23 protein-coding genes are annotated in these 22,171 nt (G+C 71.2%); 13 read left to right on the top strand and 10 right to left on the bottom strand.

The window, feature by feature from the left end; genetic code table 11:
• Positions 1 to 32: 32 nt before the first annotated feature.
• The gene (gene fdhD, locus ACWGR4_RS44705) at positions 33 to 881 is read left to right on the top strand and encodes a formate dehydrogenase accessory sulfurtransferase FdhD (RefSeq protein ID WP_380005117.1); all 849 of its coding nucleotides are present in this window, start codon (positions 33 to 35) and stop codon (positions 879 to 881) included.
• A gap of 52 nt (positions 882 to 933) precedes the next feature.
• Here fdhD and ACWGR4_RS44710 read toward each other — a convergent pair whose 3' ends face one another.
• On the bottom strand, positions 934 to 2,649 hold the full coding sequence (locus ACWGR4_RS44710; protein ID WP_452132575.1) for a sensor domain-containing diguanylate cyclase: 1,716 nt from the start codon (positions 2,647 to 2,649) through the stop codon (positions 934 to 936).
• Between the two features lie 466 nt (positions 2,650 to 3,115).
• On the opposite strand from ACWGR4_RS44710, the gene ACWGR4_RS44715 reads away from it, so the two are divergent.
• A complete protein-coding gene (locus tag ACWGR4_RS44715) occupies positions 3,116 to 3,511 on the top strand; it encodes an SRPBCC family protein (RefSeq protein ID WP_395787533.1) in 396 nt (131 codons plus the stop codon).
• 100 nt (positions 3,512 to 3,611) lie between these two features.
• Here the strand turns inward: ACWGR4_RS44715 and ACWGR4_RS44720 are convergent, their stop codons facing one another.
• Positions 3,612 to 4,682 carry an adenylate/guanylate cyclase domain-containing protein gene (locus ACWGR4_RS44720; RefSeq protein ID WP_380005111.1) on the bottom strand — a complete coding sequence of 357 codons (1,071 nt, stop codon included), beginning with the start codon at positions 4,680 to 4,682 and terminating at the stop codon, positions 3,612 to 3,614.
• Positions 4,683 to 4,740: 58 nt separating this feature from the next.
• Complete coding sequence (locus ACWGR4_RS44725) at positions 4,741 to 5,274, bottom strand: PH domain-containing protein (protein ID WP_380005109.1); 534 nt, start codon at positions 5,272 to 5,274, stop codon at positions 4,741 to 4,743.
• Between the two features lie 120 nt (positions 5,275 to 5,394).
• Between ACWGR4_RS44725 and ACWGR4_RS44730 the strand changes: the two genes are divergently transcribed.
• On the top strand, positions 5,395 to 6,135 hold the full coding sequence (locus ACWGR4_RS44730; RefSeq protein ID WP_380005107.1) for a class I SAM-dependent DNA methyltransferase: 741 nt from the start codon (positions 5,395 to 5,397) through the stop codon (positions 6,133 to 6,135).
• Between the two features lie 195 nt (positions 6,136 to 6,330).
• Here the strand turns inward: ACWGR4_RS44730 and ACWGR4_RS44735 are convergent, their stop codons facing one another.
• The gene (locus ACWGR4_RS44735) at positions 6,331 to 7,146 is read right to left on the bottom strand and encodes a biotin--[acetyl-CoA-carboxylase] ligase (protein WP_380005105.1); all 816 of its coding nucleotides are present in this window, start codon (positions 7,144 to 7,146) and stop codon (positions 6,331 to 6,333) included.
• 103 nt (positions 7,147 to 7,249) lie between these two features.
• On the opposite strand from ACWGR4_RS44735, the gene ACWGR4_RS44740 reads away from it, so the two are divergent.
• Positions 7,250 to 8,836 (top strand): acyl-CoA carboxylase subunit beta, encoded by a 1,587-nt coding sequence (locus ACWGR4_RS44740; RefSeq protein ID WP_452132576.1) that lies wholly within the window; start codon positions 7,250 to 7,252, stop codon positions 8,834 to 8,836.
• Positions 8,837 to 8,860: 24 nt separating this feature from the next.
• On the top strand, positions 8,861 to 9,061 hold the full coding sequence (locus ACWGR4_RS44745) for an acyl-CoA carboxylase subunit epsilon (protein WP_078975586.1): 201 nt from the start codon (positions 8,861 to 8,863) through the stop codon (positions 9,059 to 9,061).
• Between the two features lie 104 nt (positions 9,062 to 9,165).
• On the opposite strand, the gene ACWGR4_RS44750 is transcribed toward ACWGR4_RS44745, so the two are convergent.
• On the bottom strand, positions 9,166 to 9,498 hold the full coding sequence (locus ACWGR4_RS44750; protein ID WP_452132138.1) for a DUF397 domain-containing protein: 333 nt from the start codon (positions 9,496 to 9,498) through the stop codon (positions 9,166 to 9,168).
• Between ACWGR4_RS44750 and hisS the strand changes: the two genes are divergently transcribed.
• Positions 9,379 to 10,689: a histidine--tRNA ligase gene (hisS, locus tag ACWGR4_RS44755; RefSeq protein ID WP_452132114.1), complete on the top strand. Its 1,311-nt coding sequence runs from the start codon at positions 9,379 to 9,381 to the stop codon at positions 10,687 to 10,689. The two genes, ACWGR4_RS44750 and hisS, sit on opposite strands and share 120 nt — an antisense overlap.
• Positions 10,690 to 10,752: 63 nt before the next feature.
• Here hisS and ACWGR4_RS44760 read toward each other — a convergent pair whose 3' ends face one another.
• The 3 genes from ACWGR4_RS44760 to ACWGR4_RS44770 form a co-directional block, all read right to left on the bottom strand.
• Positions 10,753 to 11,220 (bottom strand): hypothetical protein, encoded by a 468-nt coding sequence (locus ACWGR4_RS44760; RefSeq protein WP_452132115.1) that lies wholly within the window; start codon positions 11,218 to 11,220, stop codon positions 10,753 to 10,755.
• A 128-nt stretch (positions 11,221 to 11,348) separates the two neighbouring features.
• Positions 11,349 to 11,567, bottom strand: a complete 219-nt coding sequence (locus tag ACWGR4_RS44765; RefSeq protein ID WP_452132116.1) for a DUF397 domain-containing protein — start codon at positions 11,565 to 11,567, stop codon at positions 11,349 to 11,351.
• Positions 11,564 to 12,418: a helix-turn-helix domain-containing protein gene (locus tag ACWGR4_RS44770; protein WP_452134329.1), complete on the bottom strand. Its 855-nt coding sequence runs from the start codon at positions 12,416 to 12,418 to the stop codon at positions 11,564 to 11,566. The genes ACWGR4_RS44765 and ACWGR4_RS44770 overlap by 4 nt, the downstream gene beginning before the upstream one ends.
• A gap of 275 nt (positions 12,419 to 12,693) precedes the next feature.
• Here ACWGR4_RS44770 and ACWGR4_RS44775 point away from each other — a divergent pair, with 275 nt between their 5' ends.
• The gene (locus ACWGR4_RS44775) at positions 12,694 to 13,113 is read left to right on the top strand and encodes an ATP-binding protein (protein WP_452132118.1); all 420 of its coding nucleotides are present in this window, start codon (positions 12,694 to 12,696) and stop codon (positions 13,111 to 13,113) included.
• A 471-nt stretch (positions 13,114 to 13,584) separates the two neighbouring features.
• Here ACWGR4_RS44775 and ACWGR4_RS44780 read toward each other — a convergent pair whose 3' ends face one another.
• Complete coding sequence (locus tag ACWGR4_RS44780; protein ID WP_452132119.1) at positions 13,585 to 14,193, bottom strand: TetR/AcrR family transcriptional regulator; 609 nt, start codon at positions 14,191 to 14,193, stop codon at positions 13,585 to 13,587.
• Positions 14,194 to 14,258: 65 nt separating this feature from the next.
• Between ACWGR4_RS44780 and ACWGR4_RS44785 the strand changes: the two genes are divergently transcribed.
• The gene (locus ACWGR4_RS44785; protein WP_452132120.1) at positions 14,259 to 15,272 is read left to right on the top strand and encodes an ATP-binding cassette domain-containing protein; all 1,014 of its coding nucleotides are present in this window, start codon (positions 14,259 to 14,261) and stop codon (positions 15,270 to 15,272) included.
• Positions 15,269 to 16,102 (top strand): ABC transporter permease, encoded by an 834-nt coding sequence (locus ACWGR4_RS44790; protein WP_452132121.1) that lies wholly within the window; start codon positions 15,269 to 15,271, stop codon positions 16,100 to 16,102. Before ACWGR4_RS44785 ends, ACWGR4_RS44790 begins: the two co-directional genes overlap by 4 nt.
• Before the next feature lie 28 nt (positions 16,103 to 16,130).
• Here ACWGR4_RS44790 and ACWGR4_RS44795 read toward each other — a convergent pair whose 3' ends face one another.
• Positions 16,131 to 16,451 carry a hypothetical protein gene (locus ACWGR4_RS44795; RefSeq protein WP_452132122.1) on the bottom strand — a complete coding sequence of 107 codons (321 nt, stop codon included), beginning with the start codon at positions 16,449 to 16,451 and terminating at the stop codon, positions 16,131 to 16,133.
• Positions 16,452 to 16,695: 244 nt separating this feature from the next.
• Between ACWGR4_RS44795 and hutU the strand changes: the two genes are divergently transcribed.
• The 4 genes from hutU to hutI all read left to right on the top strand — a co-directional run bounded on the left by hutU (position 16,696) and on the right by hutI (position 22,171).
• Positions 16,696 to 18,369: a urocanate hydratase gene (hutU, locus tag ACWGR4_RS44800; protein WP_380005087.1), complete on the top strand. Its 1,674-nt coding sequence runs from the start codon at positions 16,696 to 16,698 to the stop codon at positions 18,367 to 18,369.
• 17 nt (positions 18,370 to 18,386) lie between these two features.
• The gene (locus ACWGR4_RS44805) at positions 18,387 to 19,574 is read left to right on the top strand and encodes an allantoate amidohydrolase (protein WP_452132139.1); all 1,188 of its coding nucleotides are present in this window, start codon (positions 18,387 to 18,389) and stop codon (positions 19,572 to 19,574) included.
• The gene (locus ACWGR4_RS44810) at positions 19,571 to 20,908 is read left to right on the top strand and encodes a formimidoylglutamate deiminase (protein WP_452132123.1); all 1,338 of its coding nucleotides are present in this window, start codon (positions 19,571 to 19,573) and stop codon (positions 20,906 to 20,908) included. Before ACWGR4_RS44805 ends, ACWGR4_RS44810 begins: the two co-directional genes overlap by 4 nt.
• Before the next feature lie 96 nt (positions 20,909 to 21,004).
• Positions 21,005 to 22,171: an imidazolonepropionase gene (hutI, locus tag ACWGR4_RS44815; RefSeq protein ID WP_452132124.1), complete on the top strand. Its 1,167-nt coding sequence runs from the start codon at positions 21,005 to 21,007 to the stop codon at positions 22,169 to 22,171.

Genomic DNA, 22,171 nt, shown 5'->3' on the forward strand with positions numbered 1-22,171 from the left:
CCGTCGGGAACGCACCAGGGAAAGGCAGTGTCGTGGGTCGGGTCACCTCTCGCCACAAGGTCGTACGGCTGGGCGGCGACGCGCCCCCCGTACCGCGGATCGACACGCTCGTCGCCGAGGAGCCGCTCGACATCCGGCTCGGCGGGCGCACCGTCACGGTGACGATGCGCACCCCCGGCGACGACTTCGACCTGGTCGCCGGGTTCCTGGCGGCCGAGGGGGTGGTCGGCGCGGCCGAGGACCTGGCCGCGATGCGCTACTGCGCGGGCACCGACGACGAGGGCCGCAACACGTACAACGTGGTGGACGCGGTGCTCGCGCCGCACGTGCCGGCCCCGGATCCGGGCCTGATGCGCGGGGTGTGGACGTCGAGCGCGTGCGGGATCTGCGGCAGCACCGGCATCGAGGGGCTGCGCCGGATGTCGCGCTTCGACGTGCGCGCGGACGAGGTGCGGGTGGACGCGGAGGTGCTGTACACGCTGCCCGACCGGCTGCGCGCGGCGCAGAAGGTGTTCGCCAGTACCGGCGGCCTGCACGCGGCGGGGCTGTTCACCGCCGCCGGCGAGATGGTGTGCGTGCGCGAGGACGTGGGTCGGCACAACGCGGTGGACAAGGTGGTGGGGTGGGCGCTGCGCGAGGGGCGGCTGCCGCTGGCCGGGCATGTGTTGATGGTCAGCGGGCGGGCTTCGTTCGAGCTGACCCAAAAGGCCGCGATGGCGGGGGTGCCGGTGATGGCCGCGGTGTCCGCGCCGTCCGGTCTGGCGGTGGACCTGGCCGCGGACGCGGGTGTGACCCTGGTCGGCTTCCTGCGCGGCCGCTCGGCGAATGTGTACAGCCTCCCGGATCGGATCACGGTGTCCGAGCCCGCCACGACCGCCTGAGCACTCCCGAACCACTCCCGAGCGCTCGCGCGCACCCCGGTCCGCCCCGGCGTCAGTCCGGCAGCGACGCGCCGCCGGTCAGCGCCACCGCGACCAGCGCGCGCAGCACCGGGGCGAGCCCGGTCACGCTCAGGCTCAGGTCGTCGGCGTAGATCTCCACCAGCCAGCCGCCCGCCGCATTGCTCCCGCCGGCTGCGACCATCGCCTTGTAGCCGCCGACCAGGAGCAGGTCCTCCTCGGCCGGGTCGGTGCCCGGATCGCCGAGTTCGGCGACGAAGCCGCCGCCCTGGACCGCGTCGGCGGTGGCCGGATAGTGCGCCAGGTCGTATTCGGCGGTCACCGCGTCGTAGCGCGACCCGGACTCGCTCTGCACACCGGTCAGCCGGTGGATCGAATAGCGCACCGTGCGCAACACCCGGCCGCCGGGCGGCAGGTACGACACCCACCACGCCACCCCGTCCAGCATCCGGGCGAAGGTGTCCGCGACGATCTCCAGGCGGCCCAGCGTGTCCGCCCGGTGCACGCTCTTGGGTTCGCGCTCGTCCAGGACCGCGAGTACCGCGGCCAGCAGCCGGCCCGGCTCGGCGTTGTGCAGCGCGCCGCGGAACCGGCGGCGGTCACGGTGCGGGCCGGGGCCCTCGGCCTCCGCCTCGTCCTGCGCCTCGCGGGCCAGGGACAGGGTCAGGTCGGGCTGTTGGCCGCGCCCGGCGACCACCGGGCGGGTCGAGCGCGAGCCCTTGGCCCGGTACTGCGCCGCGTCGGCGAGTCGGAAGAGCCGGTCCGCGCTGGTCACCGGGCCCACCGGGTCGCCGGTGGAGGCGACGCCGCAGGCCACGCCCTCGCCGTTGTGCATGCGCAGCGCCCGGCGGCACAGTTCCTCGGCGACCGCGACCACGTCGTCGGGCGGGTAGCCCTCGACCAGTACGCAGAACTCGTCGCCGCCGAGCCGGGCGGCGGTCGCCCCCGGCAACATCGCGCCGCACGCGGAGAGTTGGTCGGCGAAACGCTCCAGGAGGCGGTCGCCGACATCGTGCCCGCGTTCGTCGTTGAGCCGCTTGAGGCCGTTGACGTCGCAGACGATCAGGCTGACCACGACGCCGTCCCGGTAGTGCCGGGCCATCGCCTCGTCCAGCCGGGCGTCGATTGCGCGACGGTTGGCCAGACCGGTCAGCGGGTCGGTGAAGGCCAGCTTCTCGATCCGCTCGAAGTGTTCCGCCTGGGCCAGGCCGGCCGAGATCTGCGCGGCCAGCACACCCGCGAACTCGGCGTCCACCGGCTCGAAGCGCGGCTGGTCGGCCCGCCGGGCCAGATACAGCTCGCCCCACACCCGGCCCTCGACCATGATCGGCGCGACCATGCAGTCGTGCCGCCCCCGGCGCAACATCGCCGCGACCCGCTCGGGGTCGCGTGTGTGCTCCGGGTCGTCCACGCACCGCGACCACGTGGTGGGCCAGCCCTCCGACTCGATGATGTCGGGGAAGTCGGTGACCGGATACGTCTCCGCGGCCGGCAGCGGCTCCTCGCCCTCGGCCAGCTCGCCGTCGTTGACCAGCACCCGCAGTTGGCCGCTGTCCCGCTCCCAGACCGAGATGGAGGCGTGCGCGGCGCCCATCGCCAGGCGTGCCTGGGCCGCCGAGACGCGGACCACCTCGGAGAAGTGGTGGGTCGTGGCGAGCGTCTTGGCCAGGTGGATGATCGCGTGCAGTCGACGGGCGGCGTCGGGTCCCTCGACCAGGGCGGCGGGTTCCGGACACGTGTCGCCGGGCATACCGGGCAGGTCGTCGGCAGGGCCGCCCGAACCGTCGGTTCCGGGAGTGCTCGAATCGGGTCGCGAAGCTACGGTTCTCACCCCCAATCCGCCGGTACCGAGACCAGAGGATATGTCATATATTGCCCGATTAACGGCAATGTGCACCCGCGTCATGCCGTCACCTCGACGGGTCGCTGTTCGCGTGCGTTCCTGATTGGGCCCCAGACAGCTCCCGTGCGTCCGCCGAGCGCCCGCGCGCGAGCCGGGCTCGCGCCGGTCCGAGCGAAGCGCTTGTATACCCCGGCTTCGCGTCCTGCGCACATTACTCCTGTGGCCCGGCTCCGCAACGCCCCGTGTCCGGCCCGTGTCCGGGCTGTGGCCAACCGCGGTGCGCGAGGGCGCCAGGTTGTGAAGAGAACGTGGAAGGCTCCCGCGATCTCGACCGAAAGGGTACGGTCGCGGGCACAGTCCGAAGGAGCCACGCGTGCCCACGCTTTCCGTCATCGCCGCGATCGACGTACCGGCCGCCCGGATCTGGGAGGCGGTAGGAGACTTCGAGGACCCGTCCGCATGGCATCCGTGGCCGGTCGAGGAACACTCCGGGGACGAGCGGCGGCTGCGTACGCCCGACGGTACGACCGTCCGCGAACGGCTGGTCGAGCACGACGCGGCGGGGCACTCCTACCGCTATCGCACTCTCGACGGCCTGCCGCTGTCCGGCCGGCTCGCGCTCGAATCGATCGCCGGCGGCACGATGTGCCTGGTCGTCTGGTCGGTCCGGTTCGAGAGCACACCCGCCGAACAACTTCCGCTGCTGCGCGAACTCGAACACGCGGTGCTGCGCCCCGGGCTGCGATCGTTGCGCGAGGCGTTCGGCTGACCCGCCGAGCCGCCGGCGCGCACGCCGGGCGGGTCGAGCGGGTCCGGGGTCCCTGCGGTACGGGAATCACTGCGGTACCGGAGTCACTGCGGTACGCGAGTCACTGCGGTATCGGCGCCCCCGGGCGGCACACCGTCCAGGGTTCGACCAGCCCCAGACCGCGGACCGGACGCCGCCACATCGGATGCAGCTCGTAGCGGGTGTCCCCTTCGAGGGCTGCGGCCAGCTCCCGGTCGACCACCACCGCGTCCTTGGGACTGAGCGCGGTCAGCCGGCTGGCCAGGTTCACCGTGGTCCCGAACACGTCGCCCATCCGGGACAACACGTGGCCGTACGCGATGCCCACCCGCAGCGCGGGCAGGATCTCCTCCTCGGCCATCGCCTCGACCAGCCGCAGCCCGAGCTCCACCGCCGAGTCCGGCGAGAAGGTCACGAACAACACCTCGTCGCCCAGCGTCTTGACCAGGCGCCCGCCCTGCTCGGCGATCACGTCGACGGCGGTGTCCTCGAAGGTCTGGACGAGGCGGCCCAGCTCGGCCTCCTCCAGGTTGCGCGACAACCGGGTGAAGCCGACCAGGTCGGCGAACCCGACGGCGAGCGACTGGCCGACCGTCTGCTGGTCGGTGAGCCCCTGCATGGCCCGCGAACTGGCCGCGGCCAGGTGCCGGCGCCAGGCGTAGATGACCAGCGGTTCGAGTTCGAGCATCACGTCGCCGGCGGTGGTGACCACCTGCTCGGAACGGCTGCCGGTCAGCTCGTTGCCGATGTATTCCACCCACGCCTCGGTCTGCCATTCGGCGAACCGGGCCATGGTCTGGCCCACGGAGCGGACGAACTGCGCCGCGACGGTGGCCGGCAGCAGCCCCGACTCGGTCAGCTCGCGCAGGTGCTTGAGGGCCGCGACGTCGGCGTCGGTGAACGCGCGGGCCGGGCCGAAGTCGGCGAAGCCCAGGCCGCGCCACAAGCGGCGGGCCTCGTCGAGGGGCACGCCGACCAGGTCGGCGACCTGACCGGAGGTGTAGCGCCTGGGCGCGCCCAGGACGACCTGTTCGACGTCGGCGATCGTGTTGTTGACCGCCTCGATGTCGGACAGGTCGGGCAGGGCGGGTTGATCGACCGCGTCGGCCCCGGCGCCCGCGCCGGGCTCCACGCGGGTCCGTTCCTCGGGCATGTGGCTCCACCGGGTGTGCGAAGGATGGTCTCGTCGGAGCCACACTACGTGTCGGGGGTCACAAAGGTTCGGGGTCGGGCGGTCCCACGTGCTTCTTCCGCCCGGCGGCGGCCCGCTCGACGAGGACGAGCAGCTCGCTCTGCAGGCGCACCACGTGCGGCAGAGCGGGCAGTTCCAGGCGTTCCCGGTCGTCGTCGACGGGCACCAGGGCGATGGTGCCGGCGCCGAGCATCCGGTCCACGAACGACTCGTGCTCGATCAGCACGTCGGCCACCCGCGCGAACGGCACCACCCGGATCTCCCGGGTCAGCGCGCCGGTGCGCACGGTCAGTCGGTCGGCGGCGACCGAGTACATGGTGCCCAGCCAGGCCAGCCACGGCGCGACGCTCCAGCGCACCAGGACCGCCAGGCCGGCCAGGAGCACGGCGGGCTGGATCCAGCCGCCCGCCGAGGTCGGGGGCGTGAGCGCGGCGAGGAAGCCGGTGACGGCGACCGTGCCGAACAGGGCCAGGGCGGGACGGACGAGGTGCATCCAGTGCGGGCGCACGACGAAGAGGATGTCGTCGTCGACCTCGGCTGTGGTTGTGAACACCGGGCCTCCTGGGGGTCACCCACGATTGTGCGGTTCTCCCGGGCGAGAGGGGCGGAGGCATGCCGTTCATCGCCATAAATGCGTCGACAGCCCGCTCGGCGCCGCCCAGAGTGGCCGTCCATGACGAGCAGTGAGCTGTGGAGCCGGGCGACCGCCGAGCGCTACGACGCCGAGGAGGCCGAGATGGCGTCGGCCGCCGTTCTCGAACCGACCCTCGCCTTCCTCGCCGAACTCGCCGGAGCCGGCCCGGCCCTGGAGTTCGCCATCGGAACCGGGCGCGTGGGCGTCCCGCTGCAAGAACGCGGCGTCCCGGTGGTGGGCATCGAACTGTCCGAGCACATGGCGGCGGTCCTGCGGCGCAAGATCGACGAGGACACGCTCCCGGTGGTCATCGGGGACATGGCCGGCACCGTCGTCCCCGGCGAGTTCACCCTGGTCTACCTCGTCTACAACACCATCACGAACCTGCTCACCCAGGACGAGCAGGTCGAGTGTTTCCGCAACGCCGCGCGCCACCTGCGGCCCGGCGGCCGATTCGTCATCGAGCTGGGCATACCGCCGCTGCGCTTCCTGCCGCCCGGCCAGGTCGCGGTGCCGTTCGACGTCTCCGAGCGGCACCTCGGCTTCGACACCTTCGACCTGGTCGAGCAGATCCTCGTCTCACACCACTTCACCCGCGACGGCGACGACGGCCGCTACCGCCGAGGCCACTCCCGGCACCGATACGCCTGGCCGGCGGAACTCGACCTGATGGCCCGCATCGCCGGCCTCACCCTGGAGCGCCGCGTCGCCGACTGGCACGGAGCTCCTTTCACCCAGGACTCCACCAAACACGTCTCCGTATGGCGCAAACCGACCTGAGCCCGCTCCCCGGCCGCCGCAAGCCGTGCCAGTCGTGCGCCTTTCTTGGGAAGTCCCGACACCGCCGGAAACCGAGACCAGAGCCGCGCGGCAGCCGGAGCACTCGGCCGCGAGGCCACGCGGGGCTCGCCCCCGGCAGTAAATCCGCAGCCTTTCCCGCATGACGCAACGGGTGGGCGGGTGGGAGCAAAACCCTCACGCCGCAGGCCGAACGTGCACCACGTCCCCCGCGCCCACCGCCACCTGCCCCTCCGGCCCGGTGACCAAAAGCCGACCTTCGTCGTCGATCCCCGTCGCCGGCCCCTCCAGTGTCGGCTTCGCCGGCAACTCGACCCGGACCCGCCGCCCGATGGTGGCGCACGCGTCGGTGTACGCGGCCGCCAACCCACACGCCCGCGCATCGCCCTCCGCGAGCCGCCACCGCGTGTACCACTCCTCCACCTCGCGCAGCAGCGCCCGCAGGATCGGGTCCCGGTCGGTGCTCTCGGCGCCGGCGAGAAGCAGCGAGGTCGCGGTCGGTACCGGCAGTTCGTCCTCGTGCAGCGAAACGTTCAGCCCGATGCCCAGGACCACGCTCGACCCGGCCCGCTCGGCCAGGATCCCGGCCAGCTTGCGCTCGCCCACCAGCAGGTCGTTCGGCCACTTCAGCCGCACGTCGACCCCGGCCACCCGGGACACCGCCGACGCCGCGGCCACTCCGGCGAGCAGCGGGAGCCAGCCCCAGCGCGCGACCGGGACCTCGTTCGGCGCCAGCGTCATCGACACCGCCAGGCCCGAGCGCGGCGGCGCGGTCCACCGCCGATCCAGCCGACCCCGGCCCGCCACCTGCGATTCGGCGACCAGTACCAGCCCCTCGGCCTCGTCGGCCCGGTTGGCCAGGTCGGCGTTGGTCGAGCCGGTCTCGGGCAGCACGTCCAGCTCGCGCCACAGGCCGCCCGGCACCAACAGGGCCCGACGCAGGGCCGCCTCACGCAGCGGAGGGCGGTCGAGATCCTTGTAAGGAGAGTCCATTCGATCACCCTAGAAGGCACTGCGGGGCAGGGCGGTGATGGTCGCCGGCGTGGCGCGGCTACGCTACCGATCGCCGCCGTTCGACGTGACAGGAGTCAGCACGATGGACCCAGTACAGGGCGATCCCGACATCCACACCACCGCCGGAAAGCTGGCCGATCTCGAGCGCCGGATCGACGAGGCGGTGCACGCGGGAAGCGCCCGAGCGGTCGAGAAGCAGCACGCCAAGGGCAAGATGACCGCCCGCGAGCGGATCGAATACCTGCTCGACGAGGGCTCCTTCGTCGAGCTCGACGAGTTCGCGCGGCACCGCTCCACCAACTTCGGCCTGGAGGCCAACCGCCCCTACGGCGACGGCGTGGTGACCGGCTCCGGCACCGTCGACGGCCGCCAGGTGTGCGTGTTCTCCCAGGACGTCACCGTCTTCGGCGGCAGCCTCGGCGAGGTGTACGGCGAGAAGATCGTCAAGGTCCAGGACCTCGCGATCAAGACCGGCGTCCCGCTGGTGGGCATCAACGAGGGCGGCGGCGCGCGCATCCAGGAGGGTGTGGTCTCGCTCGGCCTGTACGGCGAGATCTTCCGGCGCAACGTGATCGCCTCCGGGGTGATCCCGCAGATCTCGCTGATCATGGGCGCCGCCGCGGGCGGCCACGTGTACTCCCCCGCGCTCACCGACTTCGTGGTGATGGTCGACCAGACCTCGCAGATGTTCATCACCGGCCCCGACGTGATCAAGACGGTCACCGGCGAGGACGTCACGATGGAGGATTTGGGCGGCGCGCGCACGCACAACAGCAAGTCGGGCAACGCGCACTACATGGGCGCCGACGAGAAGGACGCGCTCGACTACGTCAAGGGCCTGCTGTCCTACCTGCCGAGCAACAACCTGGAGCCGGCCCCGTCCTTCGACGAGGAGGCCGACCTCGAGACCACGGACTACGACCGTGACCTCGACACGCTGATCCCGGACTCGGCGAACCAGCCGTACGACATCCACACGGTGATCGAGCACGTCCTGGACGACGCGGACTTCCTGGAGATCCAGCCGCTGTTCGCGCCCAACATCGTGGTCGGCTTCGGCCGGGTCGAGGGCCGCTCCGTGGGCATCGTGGCCAACCAGCCGATGCAGTTCGCCGGCACGCTCGACATCGACGCGTCGGAGAAGGCCGCCCGGTTCGTGCGCACCTGCGACGCGTTCAACATCCCGGTGCTCACCTTCGTCGACGTCCCGGGCTTCCTGCCGGGCACCGACCAGGAGTGGAACGGCATCATCCGCCGCGGCGCGAAGCTGATCTACGCCTACGCCGAGGCCACCGTGCCGCTGGTCACGATCATCACCCGCAAGGCGTACGGCGGCGCGTACGACGTGATGGGCTCCAAGCACCTGGGCGCCGACGTCAACCTGGCCTGGCCGACCGCGCAGATCGCGGTGATGGGCGCGCAGGGCGCGGCCAACATCCTGCACCGGCGCACGATCGCCGCCGCGGACGACCCCGAGGCGACCCGCGCGCGGCTGATCCAGGAGTACGAGGACACGCTGTGCAACCCGTACGTGGCCGCCGAGCGCGGCTACGTGGACGCGGTCATCCGCCCGTCGTCCACCCGGGCCCACGTGGTCAAGGCGCTGCGGGCACTGCGCGGCAAGCGCGAGACGCTGCCGCCGAAGAAGCACGGCAACATCCCGCTCTAGCCCGGCCAGGACCCGGAGGTCCCCATGATCAAGGTGGTGCGGGGTGAACCCACCCCGGAGGAGTTGGCGGTGATCGTCACCGTCGTGGCGGCCAAGGCGAGCGGCGGCGGCGCACCCGCGCCGGCGCCGGCGGCCCCGTCGCAGTGGAACGACCCGGCGCGCCTGGTACGCCGACCATTGCGGCCGGGCCCGGGCGCCTGGCAGGCGAGCGCCTGGCCGTCCTGACCGACCGAGCGCCCGGACCGCGCGCCGCCGAGGACGCACCGGCGATCGGCCGTCGGCAAAAAGCGAAAGCCCCTCCACGAGAGGGGCTTTCGCCGTCCCGAAGGTCAGCGAACCGCGGAGACGAACGACATCCAGGAGGCGGACCGAACGGCGAACGCCGGTCCCGTCGGCTTCTTGCTGTCCCGAACAGCGGTCTGGGCGTTCGTAGCGCACTCGTTGCCGGTGCCGTCGTCCCCGTCGCCACCTTCGGCTGCGACCGCTCGGACGGCGGCCCGAGAGCGACGGACGCCTGCTCGACATGCGGAATCATTCGTCCCATGGCAACCGAAAGCTTCCTTCCCCCGTCCGGCACCAGGGATTTTCTCGCGGCCGAATCCGAAGCCCGCGAACGGGCGTTCGCCACGGTTCGAGACGTCTTTGCGCGGTATGGCTTCCAGCCCCTGCAGACTCCCGCGTTCGAACGGCTCGAAGTTCTGACGGGCAAGTACGGCGACGAAGGCGACAAGCTTGTTTTCAAGATTCTTCGGCGTGGGGAGCACGAAGCGACCGGGGAAGCGGATCTGGCGCTGCGCTATGACCACACGGTCCCTCTCGCGCGGGTCGTGGCAGCGTACGGGAGCCGGCTTCCGACGCCGTACAAGCGGTACGCACTGGCGCCTGTATGGCGCGCCGACCGCCCGGGCAAGGGTCGGTTTCGGGAGTTTGTGCAATGTGACCTGGACGTTGTGGGTACCGCGTCCCCACTGGCCGACGCCGAGGTCGTGTCCGCTCTGTATGAAGCGCTGGACGCACTCGGCGTTCCCGAGTTCCGATTCATGGTCAACAGTCGCAAGGTCCTCATGGGGCTGTTGGAGGTGTACGGGGTGCCGGCCAACGCTGGCGGAGGCGTGCTGATCACGCTGGACAAACTCGACAAGCTCCGCCCGGAAGCGGTCGTACGGGAACTGGTCGAAGGCCGCGGCCAGTTCGAAGCAACCGCGAGCAGCCTGGTTGCCGACCTCACGGCGACGGACTCGATTACACGCATTCGCAAGGAGTTGACGAACAGCCCCATCGGACAAGAAGGGTTGGCCGAGATCGATCGGCTGCTGGATCTGCTGTCCGCCACCGTCCCGCGCGAGCGCATCGCCTTTGTGCCGAGCCTGGTTCGGGGCCTCGACTACTACACGGGTGTCATCTACGAGGTGACGGCGCCGGGCATGCCCGGGTCGATCGCCTCCGGCGGACGATACGACGGCCTCATCGGGCGCATGTCCGGCGGTGCCGAAACCCCCGCTTGTGGTGGGTCGTTGGGAATCGAACGCATCCTTCCGCTGCTGACATCGGCCGGCGAGAAGCCTGCTTCTGTGCTGGACGTCGCGGTAACCGTGCTCGGAGACGACCACGCCGACGAAGCGTTTCGGATGGCTGCCGCAGTCCGTCGTGCCGGGCTGCGTACGGGCGTCTACATGGGTTCGAGTAGCAAGCTCGCCCGGCAGTTGAAGTGGGCGGCGGCCGAAGGCGCGCGGTTCTGTCTGATTTACGGCGACCGCGAACGAGCGGCCGGTGAGGTGATCGTTCGCGACATGACGTCCGGCGAGCAAACCGCGCACCCGGTCGACCAGGTCGCCGAGTCTTTCGCCGAATAGTCGAACACGGCACAGCCGCGCCCGCGTTCTCCGAGGGCGCGGCTGCCGACTGTTGAGCGCCTGTCAGTCGTCCAGGTACAGAACTGCGGTGATGGTCTTCTTGCAGGCGTCGCAGTGCATTGGCGCTTCGATCGATGCCAAGTCACATTCGATTGTCGTCAGGCGGTTTACCGTGCCGGTTGTGCGCTCAGCGAGCCAGGCTGCTTCCCACCGTTCGCTGTTGGCGATCAGCGCCGCGACGTAGCCCGAGGTCATCTCGTAGAAGCCTCGAACACCGTGCTTCTTCATGTAGCGCCAGTTGAATCGCAACGATTCGACCACGATCGGGAAGGGGTGCAGGCCGACAGCGGCTTGCCAATTCTCGGTGATGTCCTCGATGTCCAGCCGGCCGGCCTTCTCGTCCAGGCGCGCCCACTCGCCCGATTTGTCGTAGTCCGTCGGCTCGCAACTGGTCTTCGGCTCGTACGGCGCCCCGATCTTGGCCCGATTGGAAGACTTCGAACGCCAAGCCGGCGACCGCGGCCTGTTCACCACCTGAGCCGCGGGCGCCCGTAGCTTCCGTGCAACACCATTCGAGGTTGTAAGGAAGGCTTCGGTTGGAAGACGGATCGACCGAAACGCAAAGAGCCCCTCCGGGGAGGGGCTCTCGTCGCCGTCGACTATCCCAGATCGAGGTCCGAGAGGAATGCCGCCCAGGCCGTGTGAGGCACGGCGAACGCGGGCCCGTCCGGACGCTTGCTGTCCCGGACCGCAGTGCGCGTGTCGGTGTGGGCGATGGATACGCAACCGTTCTGGTTTCCGCTGCGACGGCTCTTGAACCAGTGCAGAGTGCCGTATTCGGATGCGCGCGCGACGACAGGGGGAAGCTGGTGGGTCACTTGAGTTCTTCCAGTCGCTTCGTGATGGTCTCTCGGGTGGCTGCCGTGTCGAGTGCTACGGCCCGCAGATGCTCGAAGAACCTGATGTACCGTCGCAACTCCCTTGCATTATCCCGCATCTGGCTCAGCGTCACAGTGTCCAGCAGCGCCACGGAAGGGTCTTGCTTCTCAGCGAAGTGCAGCAGGGTCAATCCGCCGGTGTATCCACCGCTGCTCACGTGGTACGGGATGATGTGCAAGGTGATGTGCGGCAGTTCGGTCAGCTTGAGCAGGTGCGCGAGCTGAGCTCGGAGAACTGCTCGACCGCCATGCTCGTACATGAGCGCGGCCATGGTGATCACACCGGCATATTCCAGCGGATCGTCCTGCGTCAGGATCCGCTGCCTGCGTGAACGAACGTCCACAAGCGTTTCGATGTCGTCGGGATCCTGGACGAACGGACCCGAACTGATCACCGCGCGGGCGTAGTCGGCTGTCTGGAGCATGCCCGGGATCAGCAGCGGCTGGTACTCCCACTCGGTCGCGGCTTCGGCCTCCAAGCCGATTTGCTCCTGGTAATCGCTGGTCAGCACATCCGAGTAGGGAGCCACGGCCCACCACGAGCGTTCCCGCCCGTCCGCGACCAGCGCCTCGCACTTTTCCCGGCCGTCCGAGTCGACCTCATATAGCTCCATCAGTTTGTACAGGTCGCGTCGCGTGATGCCCGACTGTGCGTTCTCGATCCGCGACACCTTGGACTTGTGCCACCCGAGTTGCGCCCCCACCTCCTCGACCGTGAGTCGTCGCAGGTCTCGCAACGTGCGGAGTTCGTTGCCGAGCCTCCGCCGAGCCAACATCGGTGTTGTGGGCATCCGTTGTCCCTCCCTGGTCGGCGCATCAGTGAAGCGCACGTACATACGAGCACGCCAAATTTTGCCTGCGCTTGACTGATGCGTGTTGCAAATAGAAGTTGCAGTCGCGACTCTAATGCAACCAGCACTACGTGTAGTGATCACTACCATGCGGACGGCGACGGGCGCAGGAGATCTTCATGCCTGCTCGGCGGTGCCCGCATGTGCCCCTTTGGAGGCGTCTGGTCATGCTTCGGCACCAGCTATCGACGGAACCGCCGCACATCGTCGCGGCCTTGCCCGCAACAGCCGGAGGGCGCATCGAACGCGGCCACATCGAGGTGGAGTTCGAGCCGCATCCCCGGCGGGTGGAACAGATGCGCCGGTTTACCCGCTCGCAGCTTCGCCATTGCGGTCACCGGGACTCCGACGCCATCCACATGGCCGGCGTGGTGGTCAGCGAACTCGTCACGAACGCGATCGAGCACGCGGAGTCGGACACCGTCACCTTCATGCTCGCCTGCGACGAGTCCGGCGCGATTCGCATCGAAGTCGACGACCACGCCGACGGACGGCTCGACATCCGGCCCTTCGACGAGGACGCGGAAGACGGTCGTGGGCTGATGATCGTTCAGGCGCTGACCGGTGCCTGGGGGCGCGATGGCTCGTGTACGTGGTGCACGATCCCGGCGGCGGGCGACGAGGGTGCCCGATGAAGCCGTGCATTGCGCTGGGCGAGTGGTGGGACGTGCGCGTGCGCTATCGCGAGCTTCATCGCGTACTTGATTCGTGCCGCGCCGGGCTGCTCGGCCACCTCGGCTCGGATGCGGAGGAGGGCGTTCGGGACTCCGGGCGCGAACGCATGGGCGACGAAGGGGCACCGATGCGGAGTCCGGCGGTCCGGGACAGTGGAGGAGCGACGATCCGTATGGGTTCGCGGGTCCGGCACGTCGATGGCCACGCGGAGCTTCCGAGCGGCACCGTCGTGGCGCTCCCTCCGGCGTCGGAGCGGGTCGCCGTCGTGCAGCCGCACGCGGCCGGACAGTCGCCCTACCTGTGTCCGATCGGGCACCTGGTGGCAATCGACCTCGACGCGGAACTGCTTGAGGCGGTACGGCGGTTGATGCGGTTGGACCATCGCGGGCGCTGCGTGGGCACGGTGGCTTTGCCGGTGAAATCGGTTGGAATCAGCGATGATCCGGGTTGGCGCCGCACAGGCGGAGGGTGCTTTGTAGGCACAGGGTTTGTGCCTCCGCTCTGGTGAGGCGGCCGGTGGTGGTTTCGGCCACTGCCGCGTGTTGGAGGGCGAAGATGGCGGGGGCCAGCCAGGCGGCCGGGGGCGTGGGGGCGAAGTCGCCTGCATCTTGGCCGCGTTGTAGGAGGCGTTTCAGGCGCGGTGGGGCGAAGTCGTGGGGGTCGTCGATCGGGCGGGGGATTCGGGGGGCGCCGGCGTTGACGAGCAGGGGGTAGCGGTCCAGGAAGCGCCAGCCGGCGTCGAGGAATCGGGTCAGGGCTTCCACCGGCGGGGCCGTGTCGAGGTCCGCCTCGTCGAGCAGGCCGGCGTATTCGGCGGCTGCGGACTCGACCAGCCCGGCCACCAGCGCGTCCCGGGACGGGAAGTGCGCGTAGACGGTCTGGCGCGTGACGCCCGCCGCGCCGGCGATGTCCTCCATGCTCGCGTCGGGCCGTTCGCCGAGCACCACCCGGGCCGCGTCGAGGATGGCGCCGATGCTGCGTCGGGCGTCGGCGCGGCGGCGGCGAGCCGGCGGCGGAGCGGTGGCGGGCGGGTCGACCATGTCCGGAATCTATGGCTCCCGCCATAACCTTGACAAGCTGCAAGAGTTCGCTCAACTCTTACGTCATGTCAAAGAAAAGCTCGGGTGGCGATCACCCGGCGATCGAGGCACGCGGTCTGGTCAAGGTCTTCGGCGGCAATCGCGCGCTGGACGGCATCGACCTCACCATCGGGCGGGGACAGGTGTTCGGGTTCGTCGGCCCCAACGGGGCGGGCAAGACCACCACGATCCGCATCCTGGCCACGCTGACCCGGCCGGACGGCGGCACCGCCCGCGTGCTCGGCCACGACGTAACGACCGAGGCACACGCGATCCGCGCCCGGGTGGCGGTGACCGGCCAGTACGCCTCCCTCGACGAGGACCTGACCGGCCGCGAGAACCTGCTGATCCTGGGCCGACTGCACGGCCTGACCCGGGCCGTCGCCGCCCGGCGCGCCGACGACCTGCTCGCCGCGTTCGATCTCACCCGCGCGGCCGGCCGCCCGGTGAGCGGCTACTCGGGAGGCATGCGCCGCCGGCTCGACATCGGCGCGGGCCTGATCACGACCCCCGACGTGCTCTTCCTCGACGAGCCGACCACCGGCCTCGACCCGCACAGCCGCAACCGGGTGTGGGAGCTGGTCCGCCGGATCGCCGCGACGGGCACCACCGTGCTGCTCACCACCCAGTACCTGGAGGAGGCCGACCGGCTCGCCGAGCGCATCGCGGTCATCGACGACGGCCGGATCGTGGCCGAGGGCACCGGTGCCCAGCTCAAGTCCCGCGTCGGCGCGGGCACGCTGCACCTGCGACTGCTCGACGGCGAGCACCGCCCCCGGGCGCTCCGCATCCTGGCCGACGTCCCGGGCTCGGTCCGGCTCGCCGACGACCCGCTCGCCCTGTCCGTGGCGCTCGCCGGCGGATCCGACTCGGCGGACGTCGGCCGACTGGTCGGGCACACGATGACCCGGTTGGCCGACGCCGGGGTGGGCATCGCCGAGTTCTCCCTCGGCCGGCCCAGCCTCGACGAGGCATTCCTTGCCTTGACCGGCCGGCGGACCGCTCCGGCCGGCGCCGACCACGAGGAGTCGCAGGCATGAAGACCCGGGCCGCCGCGGCGCACGCCGACCCGATCGACGCCCTGCTCGCCGCCGGGCGGGTCCGTCACCGCGCCGGGGCACTCGCCGCCTCGGCCGCCTTCGGCCGGCGCGCCATGCTCAAGATCAGGCACGACCCCAAACAACTCGTGGACTCCGCCGCCATCCCGATCCTGTTCACCGTGCTGTTCACCTACCTGTTCGGCGGCGCGCTCGGCGGATCGACCGGCGACTACCTCACGACCCTCCTGCCCGGCGTGCTCGGCATGAGCATTGCGATCGTCACGATGTACGGCGGGGCCCGACTCGCGCAGGACGTGCGCAGCGGGGCCTTCGACCGCTTCCGCGGCCTGCCCGTGTGGCGCGGCGCGTTCATCCTCGGCGGCCTGCTCAGCGACGCCGCCCGCTACCTGTTCGCCTCAACCATCGTGGTGGGCCTCGGCCTGGCCATGGGCTACCGCCCCGCCGGCGGCGCGCCGGGGGTGCTCGCTGCGGTGGCCCTGGCGGTCGTGTTCGGACTCGCGTTGTCCCTGCTCTGGGCCGCGGTCGCCCTGGTCGTGCGCGACCCGGCCGTCGTGCTGAGCATCGCGAACGCCGTACTGATCCCGCTCTCCTTCGCCGGCAACATCTTCGTGCGGCCCGACACCATGCCCGGCTGGCTCCGGGCCTTCGTCGACGTCAACCCGCTCAGCCGGCTCGCGACCGCGTCCCGGGACCTGATGAACGACACCGGCGCCGCCGGCGGCGCGGTCGCCTGGTCCCTCGCCACGACCGCCGGCATCGCCCTCGTGTGCGCCCCGATCGCGCTCCGCCTCTACGGCAGGCAGGGCTGAGCGGAACCGAGAGGAAACAGCACCCGCCTCAACCGCGCCGCCTGGGGTCCTTCTCCAACGTCACCCCGCGCGGCCCCTCACCCGCCCCCCGGTGCGCCGGCATCAGCGTGATCGCCGCGAGCATGGCCAGTACACCCACCGCCGCCGATCCGCCCGCGATCAGCGCGGTGTCCCGATAGCGCGGAACGCTGAGCAGGAAGCCGCCGGTGCACAGCAGCGCGCCCGTCATCACCACCAGGGCCACCACGCCCGGCTCCCGCCCGCGCCCGCCCAGCAGCATCACCAGGCCCGCGAACGCCACGAACGCACCCAGGGCGGTGATCGCCCACAGCACCTCCTGCAGATCCATGCGGTCGGGCTACCCGGCGCCGGTCCCGGCCGATCACCGGGCATCGGAAATGGCACCGGATGGGTCAAATCCCTTGTTGTCGCGGTCCGCGTGCGGTCCACTCGGCCGGCTCTCTTGGCGCCACCTCATCGAACAGATAGATTCACTCCGAAAGCGACTGAATGTTTTCATACAGATGCCCGAACAGATCCGCATCCGGTTCCGCACACGGACCGATGCACGCCGAAGCAGAAGGGGCGCCGCCATGTCGGACCACACCGCAGGACCGCGCGAGGTGCGCGCACCGCGCGGCAGCACGCTCACCACTCGGGGCTGGCAGCAGGAGGGCGCCCTGCGGATGCTGCTCAACAACCTCGACCCCGAGGTCGCCGAGCACCCGGACAAGCTGGTCGTCTACGGCGGCACCGGCAAGGCCGCCCGCGACTGGCGCTCCTTCGAGGCGATCACCCGCACGCTGACCACGCTGAAGCAGGACGAGACACTGCTCGTGCAGTCGGGCCGTCCGGTCGGCGTGATGCAGACCCACGAGTGGGCGCCGCGCGTACTGATCGCCAACTCCAACCTGGTGCCCGACTGGGCCAACTGGGAGGAGTTCCGCCGGCTGGAGTCGGCCGGGCTGACCATGTACGGCCAGATGACCGCCGGTTCGTGGATCTACATCGGCACCCAGGGCATCCTCCAGGGCACCTACGAGACCTTCGCCGCGGTCGCCGCCAAGCGCTTCGGCGGCAGCCTGGAGGGCACCATCACCCTCACCGCCGGGCTCGGCGGCATGGGCGGCGCGCAACCGCTGGCCGTCACCATGAACGGCGGCGTGGTCATCTGTATCGACTGCGACCCCTCGCGCATCGACCGGCGCATCGAACACGGCTACTGCGACACCCGGGTCGAGACGCTGGACGCCGCGCTGCAACTCGCCGTCGAGGCGCGCGACGCCCGCCGGCCGCTGTCCATCGGCCTGCTCGGCAACGCCGCCGAACTGGTCCCGCAGCTGCTCGCGATGGACGCCCCGATCGACATCGTCACCGACCAGACCTCGGCCCACGACCCGCTCGCCTACCTGCCGGTCGGCGTCGCGTTCGAGGACATGGCCGAATACGCGCGGACCAAGCCCGCCGAGTTCACCGACCGCGCGCGCGAGTCGATGGCCAGGCACGTCGAAGCCATGGTCGGCTTCCAGGACAAGGGCGCCGAGGTCTTCGACTACGGCAACTCGATCCGCGGCGAGGCGCAACTCGCGGGCTACACGCGGGCGTTCGACTTCCCGGGCTTTGTCCCGGCGTACATCCGGCCACTGTTCTGCGAGGGCAAGGGCCCGTTCCGCTGGGCCGCGCTCTCCGGCGACGCGCGCGACATCGCCAAGACCGACAAGGCCGTGCTCGACCTGTTCCCGGAGAACGAGTCGCTGGCCCGCTGGATCAAGCTGGCCCAGGAGAAGGTGCACTTCCAGGGGCTGCCCGCGCGGATCTGCTGGCTCGGCTACGGCGAGCGGGACCGGGCCGGCGAGCGGTTCAACGACATGGTCGCCTCGGGCGAGTTGGCCGCGCCGATCGTGATCGGCCGCGACCACCTCGACTGCGGCTCGGTGGCCAGCCCGTACCGCGAGACCGAGGGCATGCTCGACGGCTCCGACGCGATCGCCGACTGGCCGCTGCTCAACGCGATGGTCAACGTGGCCTCCGGCGCCTCGTGGGTGTCCATCCACCACGGCGGCGGGGTCGGCATCGGCCGCTCGATCCACGCGGGCCAGGTCACCGTCGCCGACGGCACGCCGCTGGCCGGCGAGAAGATCCGCCGCGTGCTCACCAACGACCCCGGCATGGGGGTGATCCGCCACGTCGACGCGGGCTACGACCTGGCCGGCGAGGTCGCGGACGAGCGTGGTGTGCGAGTGCCGATGCGAGAAGGCGACGCGTGAGCACCGGCTTCGAGGCGATGTGGCGCGACCTGCTCCCGGTGGGTCGCGCTGCGTCCGGCGGTTATCGCCGCTTCGCGTGGACCGGGGCCGACGCCGAGTGCCGCGCGTGGTTTCGCGAGCAGGCGCGGAGTCGGGGACTGCTGTACGAGGAGGACCGCAACGGCAACCAGTGGGCGTGGACCGCGACCGGCCCCGACGCGGTCGTGATCGGCAGCCACCTCGACTCGGTGCCCGACGGCGGCGCCTACGACGGACCGCTGGGCGTGGTCTCCTCCTTCGCCGCGCTCGACCTGCTGCGCGAGCGCGGCGAGGAGCCGACCCGCCCGCTGGGCATCGTCAACTTCGGCGACGAGGAGGGCGCCCGGTTCAACGTGGCCTGCGTCGGATCGCGGTTGTCCGCAGGGGTACTGACCCCGGAGCAGGCGCGGGCGCTGAAGGACGCCGACGGGGTGTTCCTGGGCGACGCGATGGAGCGCGCCGGATTCGACCCGGCCGCGATCGGGCCCGACCCCGAACGGCTCGGTCGCATCGCCGCGTTCGTCGAACTGCACGTGGAGCAGGGCCGCGACCTGGTGCACCGGGACCGCGCGGTGGGCGTCGCCTCGGCGATCTGGCCGCACGGGCGCTGGCGCTTCGACTTCCGGGGCGAGGCCAACCACGCGGGCACCACCCGTCTGGAGGACCGGCGCGACCCGATGCTCACCTACGCCAACACCGTGCTCGCGGCCCGCAAGAAGGCCCATCTCGCCGGTGCCCTGGCCACCTTCGGCAAGGTCGACGCGCGCCCCGGCGCGGCCAACGCGATCGCGTCCGAGGTGCACGGCTGGCTCGACGCGCGCGCCGCCGACGAGCAGACCCTGGACGAGGTGGTCGGCGAGATCATCCGCACCGCCACCGAGCGCGGCGAGCGCGACGCGGTCTGTGTCCAGGTCGCCCGCGAGTCGTACACGCCGATCGTCGAGTTCGCCGCACCGCTGCGCGACCGCATCGCCAAGCGGCTCGGCGGCGCACCGATCCTGCCCACCGGCGCCGGCCACGACGCGGGCATCCTGTCCGCGCACGTGCCCACCGCGATGGTGTTCGTCCGCAACCCCACCGGCGTGTCGCACTCGCCGGCGGAGAGCGCGGAGATGGTGGACTGCCTCGCGGGTGTGGCGGCGCTGGCCGACGTGGTGACGGACCTGACGAGCGAGGACGCGGTGTGAGCGAATACTGGTGTGAACTGGTGTGGACCCGCACCGGGATCGAGCGCGACGTGGTGCTCTCGATCGCCGACGGCCGCATCACCTCGGTCACCCCCGACCGCCCGGTGCCGGCCGGCGCCTCGGTGTTGCCCGGGTTGACCCTGCCGGGCCTGGCCAACGCCCACTCGCACGCCTTCCACCGGGCGCTGCGCGGGCGCACCCAGTCCGGCACCGGCACCTTCTGGACCTGGCGCGACCAGATGTACCAGGCGGCCGGCAGGCTCGACCCGGACACCTACCTCGCGCTCGCGCGGGCGGTGTACGCCGAGATGGCGCTGGCCGGGATCACCTCCGTGGGCGAGTTCCACTACCTGCACCACGGCCCGGACGGCACGCCGTACGACGACCCGAACGCGATGGGCCACGCGCTGATCGAGGCGGCCCGGCAGGCCGGCGTGCGGCTCACCCTGCTCGACACCTGCTACCTGCACGGCGGCCTCACCGCCGACGGCCACCAGCCGTTGGCGGGCGTGCAGCGCCGCTTCGGCGACGGCGACTCCGACGCCTGGTACGAGCGCTGGAGTGCGCTGCGCGGCGACGCCAACACCCGGATCGGGGCGGCCATCCACTCCGTGCGGGCGTTCGCCAAGGAGGACGACTACGCCGGCTGGGCGGCGCGGACCGAGGGTGTGCCGGTACACGTGCACCTGTCCGAGCAGCCCGCCGAGAACGCGGCGTGCGTCGCGCACTACGGGTCGACCCCCACCGCGCTGCTCGACGCGCACGGGTTCTGGAGCCCGAACGCGACGGCGGTACACGCCACCCACCTCACCGACGCCGACATCGCCGCACTGGCCCGGTCCGGGGCGGGGGTGTGCTTCTGCCCGACCACCGAGCGCGATCTCGCCGACGGCATCGGCCCGGCCGGCGACCTGGTCCGGGCCGGGGTGCCGCTGTCCCTGGGCAGCGACAGCCAGGCGGTGATCGACCTGTTCGAGGAGGCCCGCGCGGTCGAACTCGACGAACGCCTGCGCACCGGGCGACGCGGCCACTTCACCTCGGCCGCGCTGCTCGCGTACGCCACGACCGTCGGCCACCGGGCCCTCGGGTGGCCGGACGCGGGCCGGATCGAGGCGGGCGCCCTGGCCGACCTCACCACGATCGGTCTGGACTCGGTGCGGCTGGCCGGGACCATGCCCCGGCTGGCGGGCGAGGCGGCCGTGTTCGCCGCCGCCGCGGGCGACGTCACCCACGTGCTGGTCGACGGCCGGGTGGTCGTCCGCGACGGCGTGCACCAGCTCGTGGAGGCGGTCCCGCAGGCGCTGACCACGGCAATTCACGAGCTGTTCCGCTGATCCACGGCCGCTCCCCTGCGGAGCGGCCGTCTCCCTCGCACCCCGGCCGCTCCGCCGCGAACGGCCACCACCCCGGACCGAAGGGACCACTCGCGCGTGGCCACCACCCTGATCACCAACATCGGCTCGCTGGTCACCAACGACCCCGAACTCGGCGCCGGCCCCCTCGGCCTGCTCCGGGACGCGGCCCTCGTGCTCGACGGCGACCGCATCGTATGGGTGGGGGCCGCCGCGAGCGCCCCGGACGCGGACACCCGGCACGACGCCGAGGGCCGCGCGGTCCAGCCCGGCTTCGTCGACTCGCACTCGCACCTGGTCTTCGCCGGGGACCGCACCGCCGAGTTCGACGCGCGGATGTCCGGCCAGGCGTACCGGGCCGGCGGGATCCGTACCACGGTGGCCGCGACCCGGGCCGCGAGCGAGCAGCAACTGGCCGCCAACGCCGGCCGGCTGGTCGGCGAGGCGGCGCGGCAGGGCACCACCACGATCGAGATCAAGTCCGGCTACGGCCTCACCGTCGCCGACGAGGAACGCGCGCTGCGCATCGCGTCGGCGTTCACCGCCGAGACCACCTATCTCGGCGCGCACATCGTCGCGCCGGAATACGCCGAGGACCCGGCCGGCTACGTCGACCTGGTCACCGGCCCGATGCTGGACGCCTGCGCGCCGCACGCCCGCTGGGTGGACGTCTTCTGCGAGCGCGGCGCGTTCGACGGCGACCAGGCGCGAGCGATCCTGACCGCCGGCAAGGCGAAGGGCCTGATCCCGCGCGTCCACGCCAACCAGCTCGGGCACGGGCCCGGCGTACGACTGGCCGTCGAGCTGGGCGCGGCCTCGGCCGACCACTGCACCCACCTCGCCGACGCCGACGTGGACGCGCTCGCGGCCGGCGACACGGTGGCCACGCTGCTCCCCGGCGCGGAGTTCTCCACCCGCGCGGTCTACCCCGACGCCCGCCGACTGCTCGCCGCCGGCGTCGAGGTGGCGCTGTCCACCGACTGCAACCCCGGCTCCAGCTTCACCACGTCGATGCCGTTCTGCATCGCGCTCGCGGTGCGCGACATGGGCATGACGCCCGACGAGGCGCTGTACGCGGCGACCGCCGGCGGTGCGCGCGCGCTGCGTCGCTCGGACGTGGGCGTGCTGCGGCCGGGGGCGCGCGCCGACGTGGTCGAGCTGGACGCGCCCTCGCACGTCCACCTCGCCTACCGGCCCGGTGTACCGCTGGTGCGCGCGGTGTGGCGGGCGGGCGTGGCGGTCTGA

Source organism: Embleya sp. NPDC055664 (assembly GCF_053618075.1).

What these genes read in the sequence shown, in the direction of transcription:
- ACWGR4_RS44735 (WP_380005105.1), bottom strand. Translation starts at nt 7,146, where the DNA reads ATGGACTCTCCTTACAAGGATCTCGACCGCCCTCCGCTGCGTGAGGCG.
- ACWGR4_RS44790 (WP_452132121.1), top strand. Translation starts at nt 15,269, where the DNA reads ATGAAGACCCGGGCCGCCGCGGCGCACGCCGACCCGATCGACGCCCTG.
- hutU (WP_380005087.1), top strand. Translation starts at nt 16,696, where the DNA reads ATGTCGGACCACACCGCAGGACCGCGCGAGGTGCGCGCACCGCGCGGC.
- ACWGR4_RS44780 (WP_452132119.1), bottom strand. Translation starts at nt 14,193, where the DNA reads ATGGTCGACCCGCCCGCCACCGCTCCGCCGCCGGCTCGCCGCCGCCGC.
- hisS (WP_452132114.1), top strand. Translation starts at nt 9,379, where the DNA reads ATGGCAACCGAAAGCTTCCTTCCCCCGTCCGGCACCAGGGATTTTCTC.
- ACWGR4_RS44740 (WP_452132576.1), top strand. Translation starts at nt 7,250, where the DNA reads ATGGACCCAGTACAGGGCGATCCCGACATCCACACCACCGCCGGAAAG.
- ACWGR4_RS44785 (WP_452132120.1), top strand. Translation starts at nt 14,259, where the DNA reads ATGTCAAAGAAAAGCTCGGGTGGCGATCACCCGGCGATCGAGGCACGC.
- ACWGR4_RS44805 (WP_452132139.1), top strand. Translation starts at nt 18,387, where the DNA reads ATGTGGCGCGACCTGCTCCCGGTGGGTCGCGCTGCGTCCGGCGGTTAT.
- ACWGR4_RS44730 (WP_380005107.1), top strand. Translation starts at nt 5,395, where the DNA reads ATGACGAGCAGTGAGCTGTGGAGCCGGGCGACCGCCGAGCGCTACGAC.
- ACWGR4_RS44710 (WP_452132575.1), bottom strand. Translation starts at nt 2,649, where the DNA reads ATGCCCGGCGACACGTGTCCGGAACCCGCCGCCCTGGTCGAGGGACCC.
- ACWGR4_RS44770 (WP_452134329.1), bottom strand. Translation starts at nt 12,418, where the DNA reads ATGCCCACAACACCGATGTTGGCTCGGCGGAGGCTCGGCAACGAACTC.
- ACWGR4_RS44795 (WP_452132122.1), bottom strand. Translation starts at nt 16,451, where the DNA reads ATGGATCTGCAGGAGGTGCTGTGGGCGATCACCGCCCTGGGTGCGTTC.
- ACWGR4_RS44745 (WP_078975586.1), top strand. Translation starts at nt 8,861, where the DNA reads ATGATCAAGGTGGTGCGGGGTGAACCCACCCCGGAGGAGTTGGCGGTG.
- ACWGR4_RS44720 (WP_380005111.1), bottom strand. Translation starts at nt 4,682, where the DNA reads ATGCCCGAGGAACGGACCCGCGTGGAGCCCGGCGCGGGCGCCGGGGCC.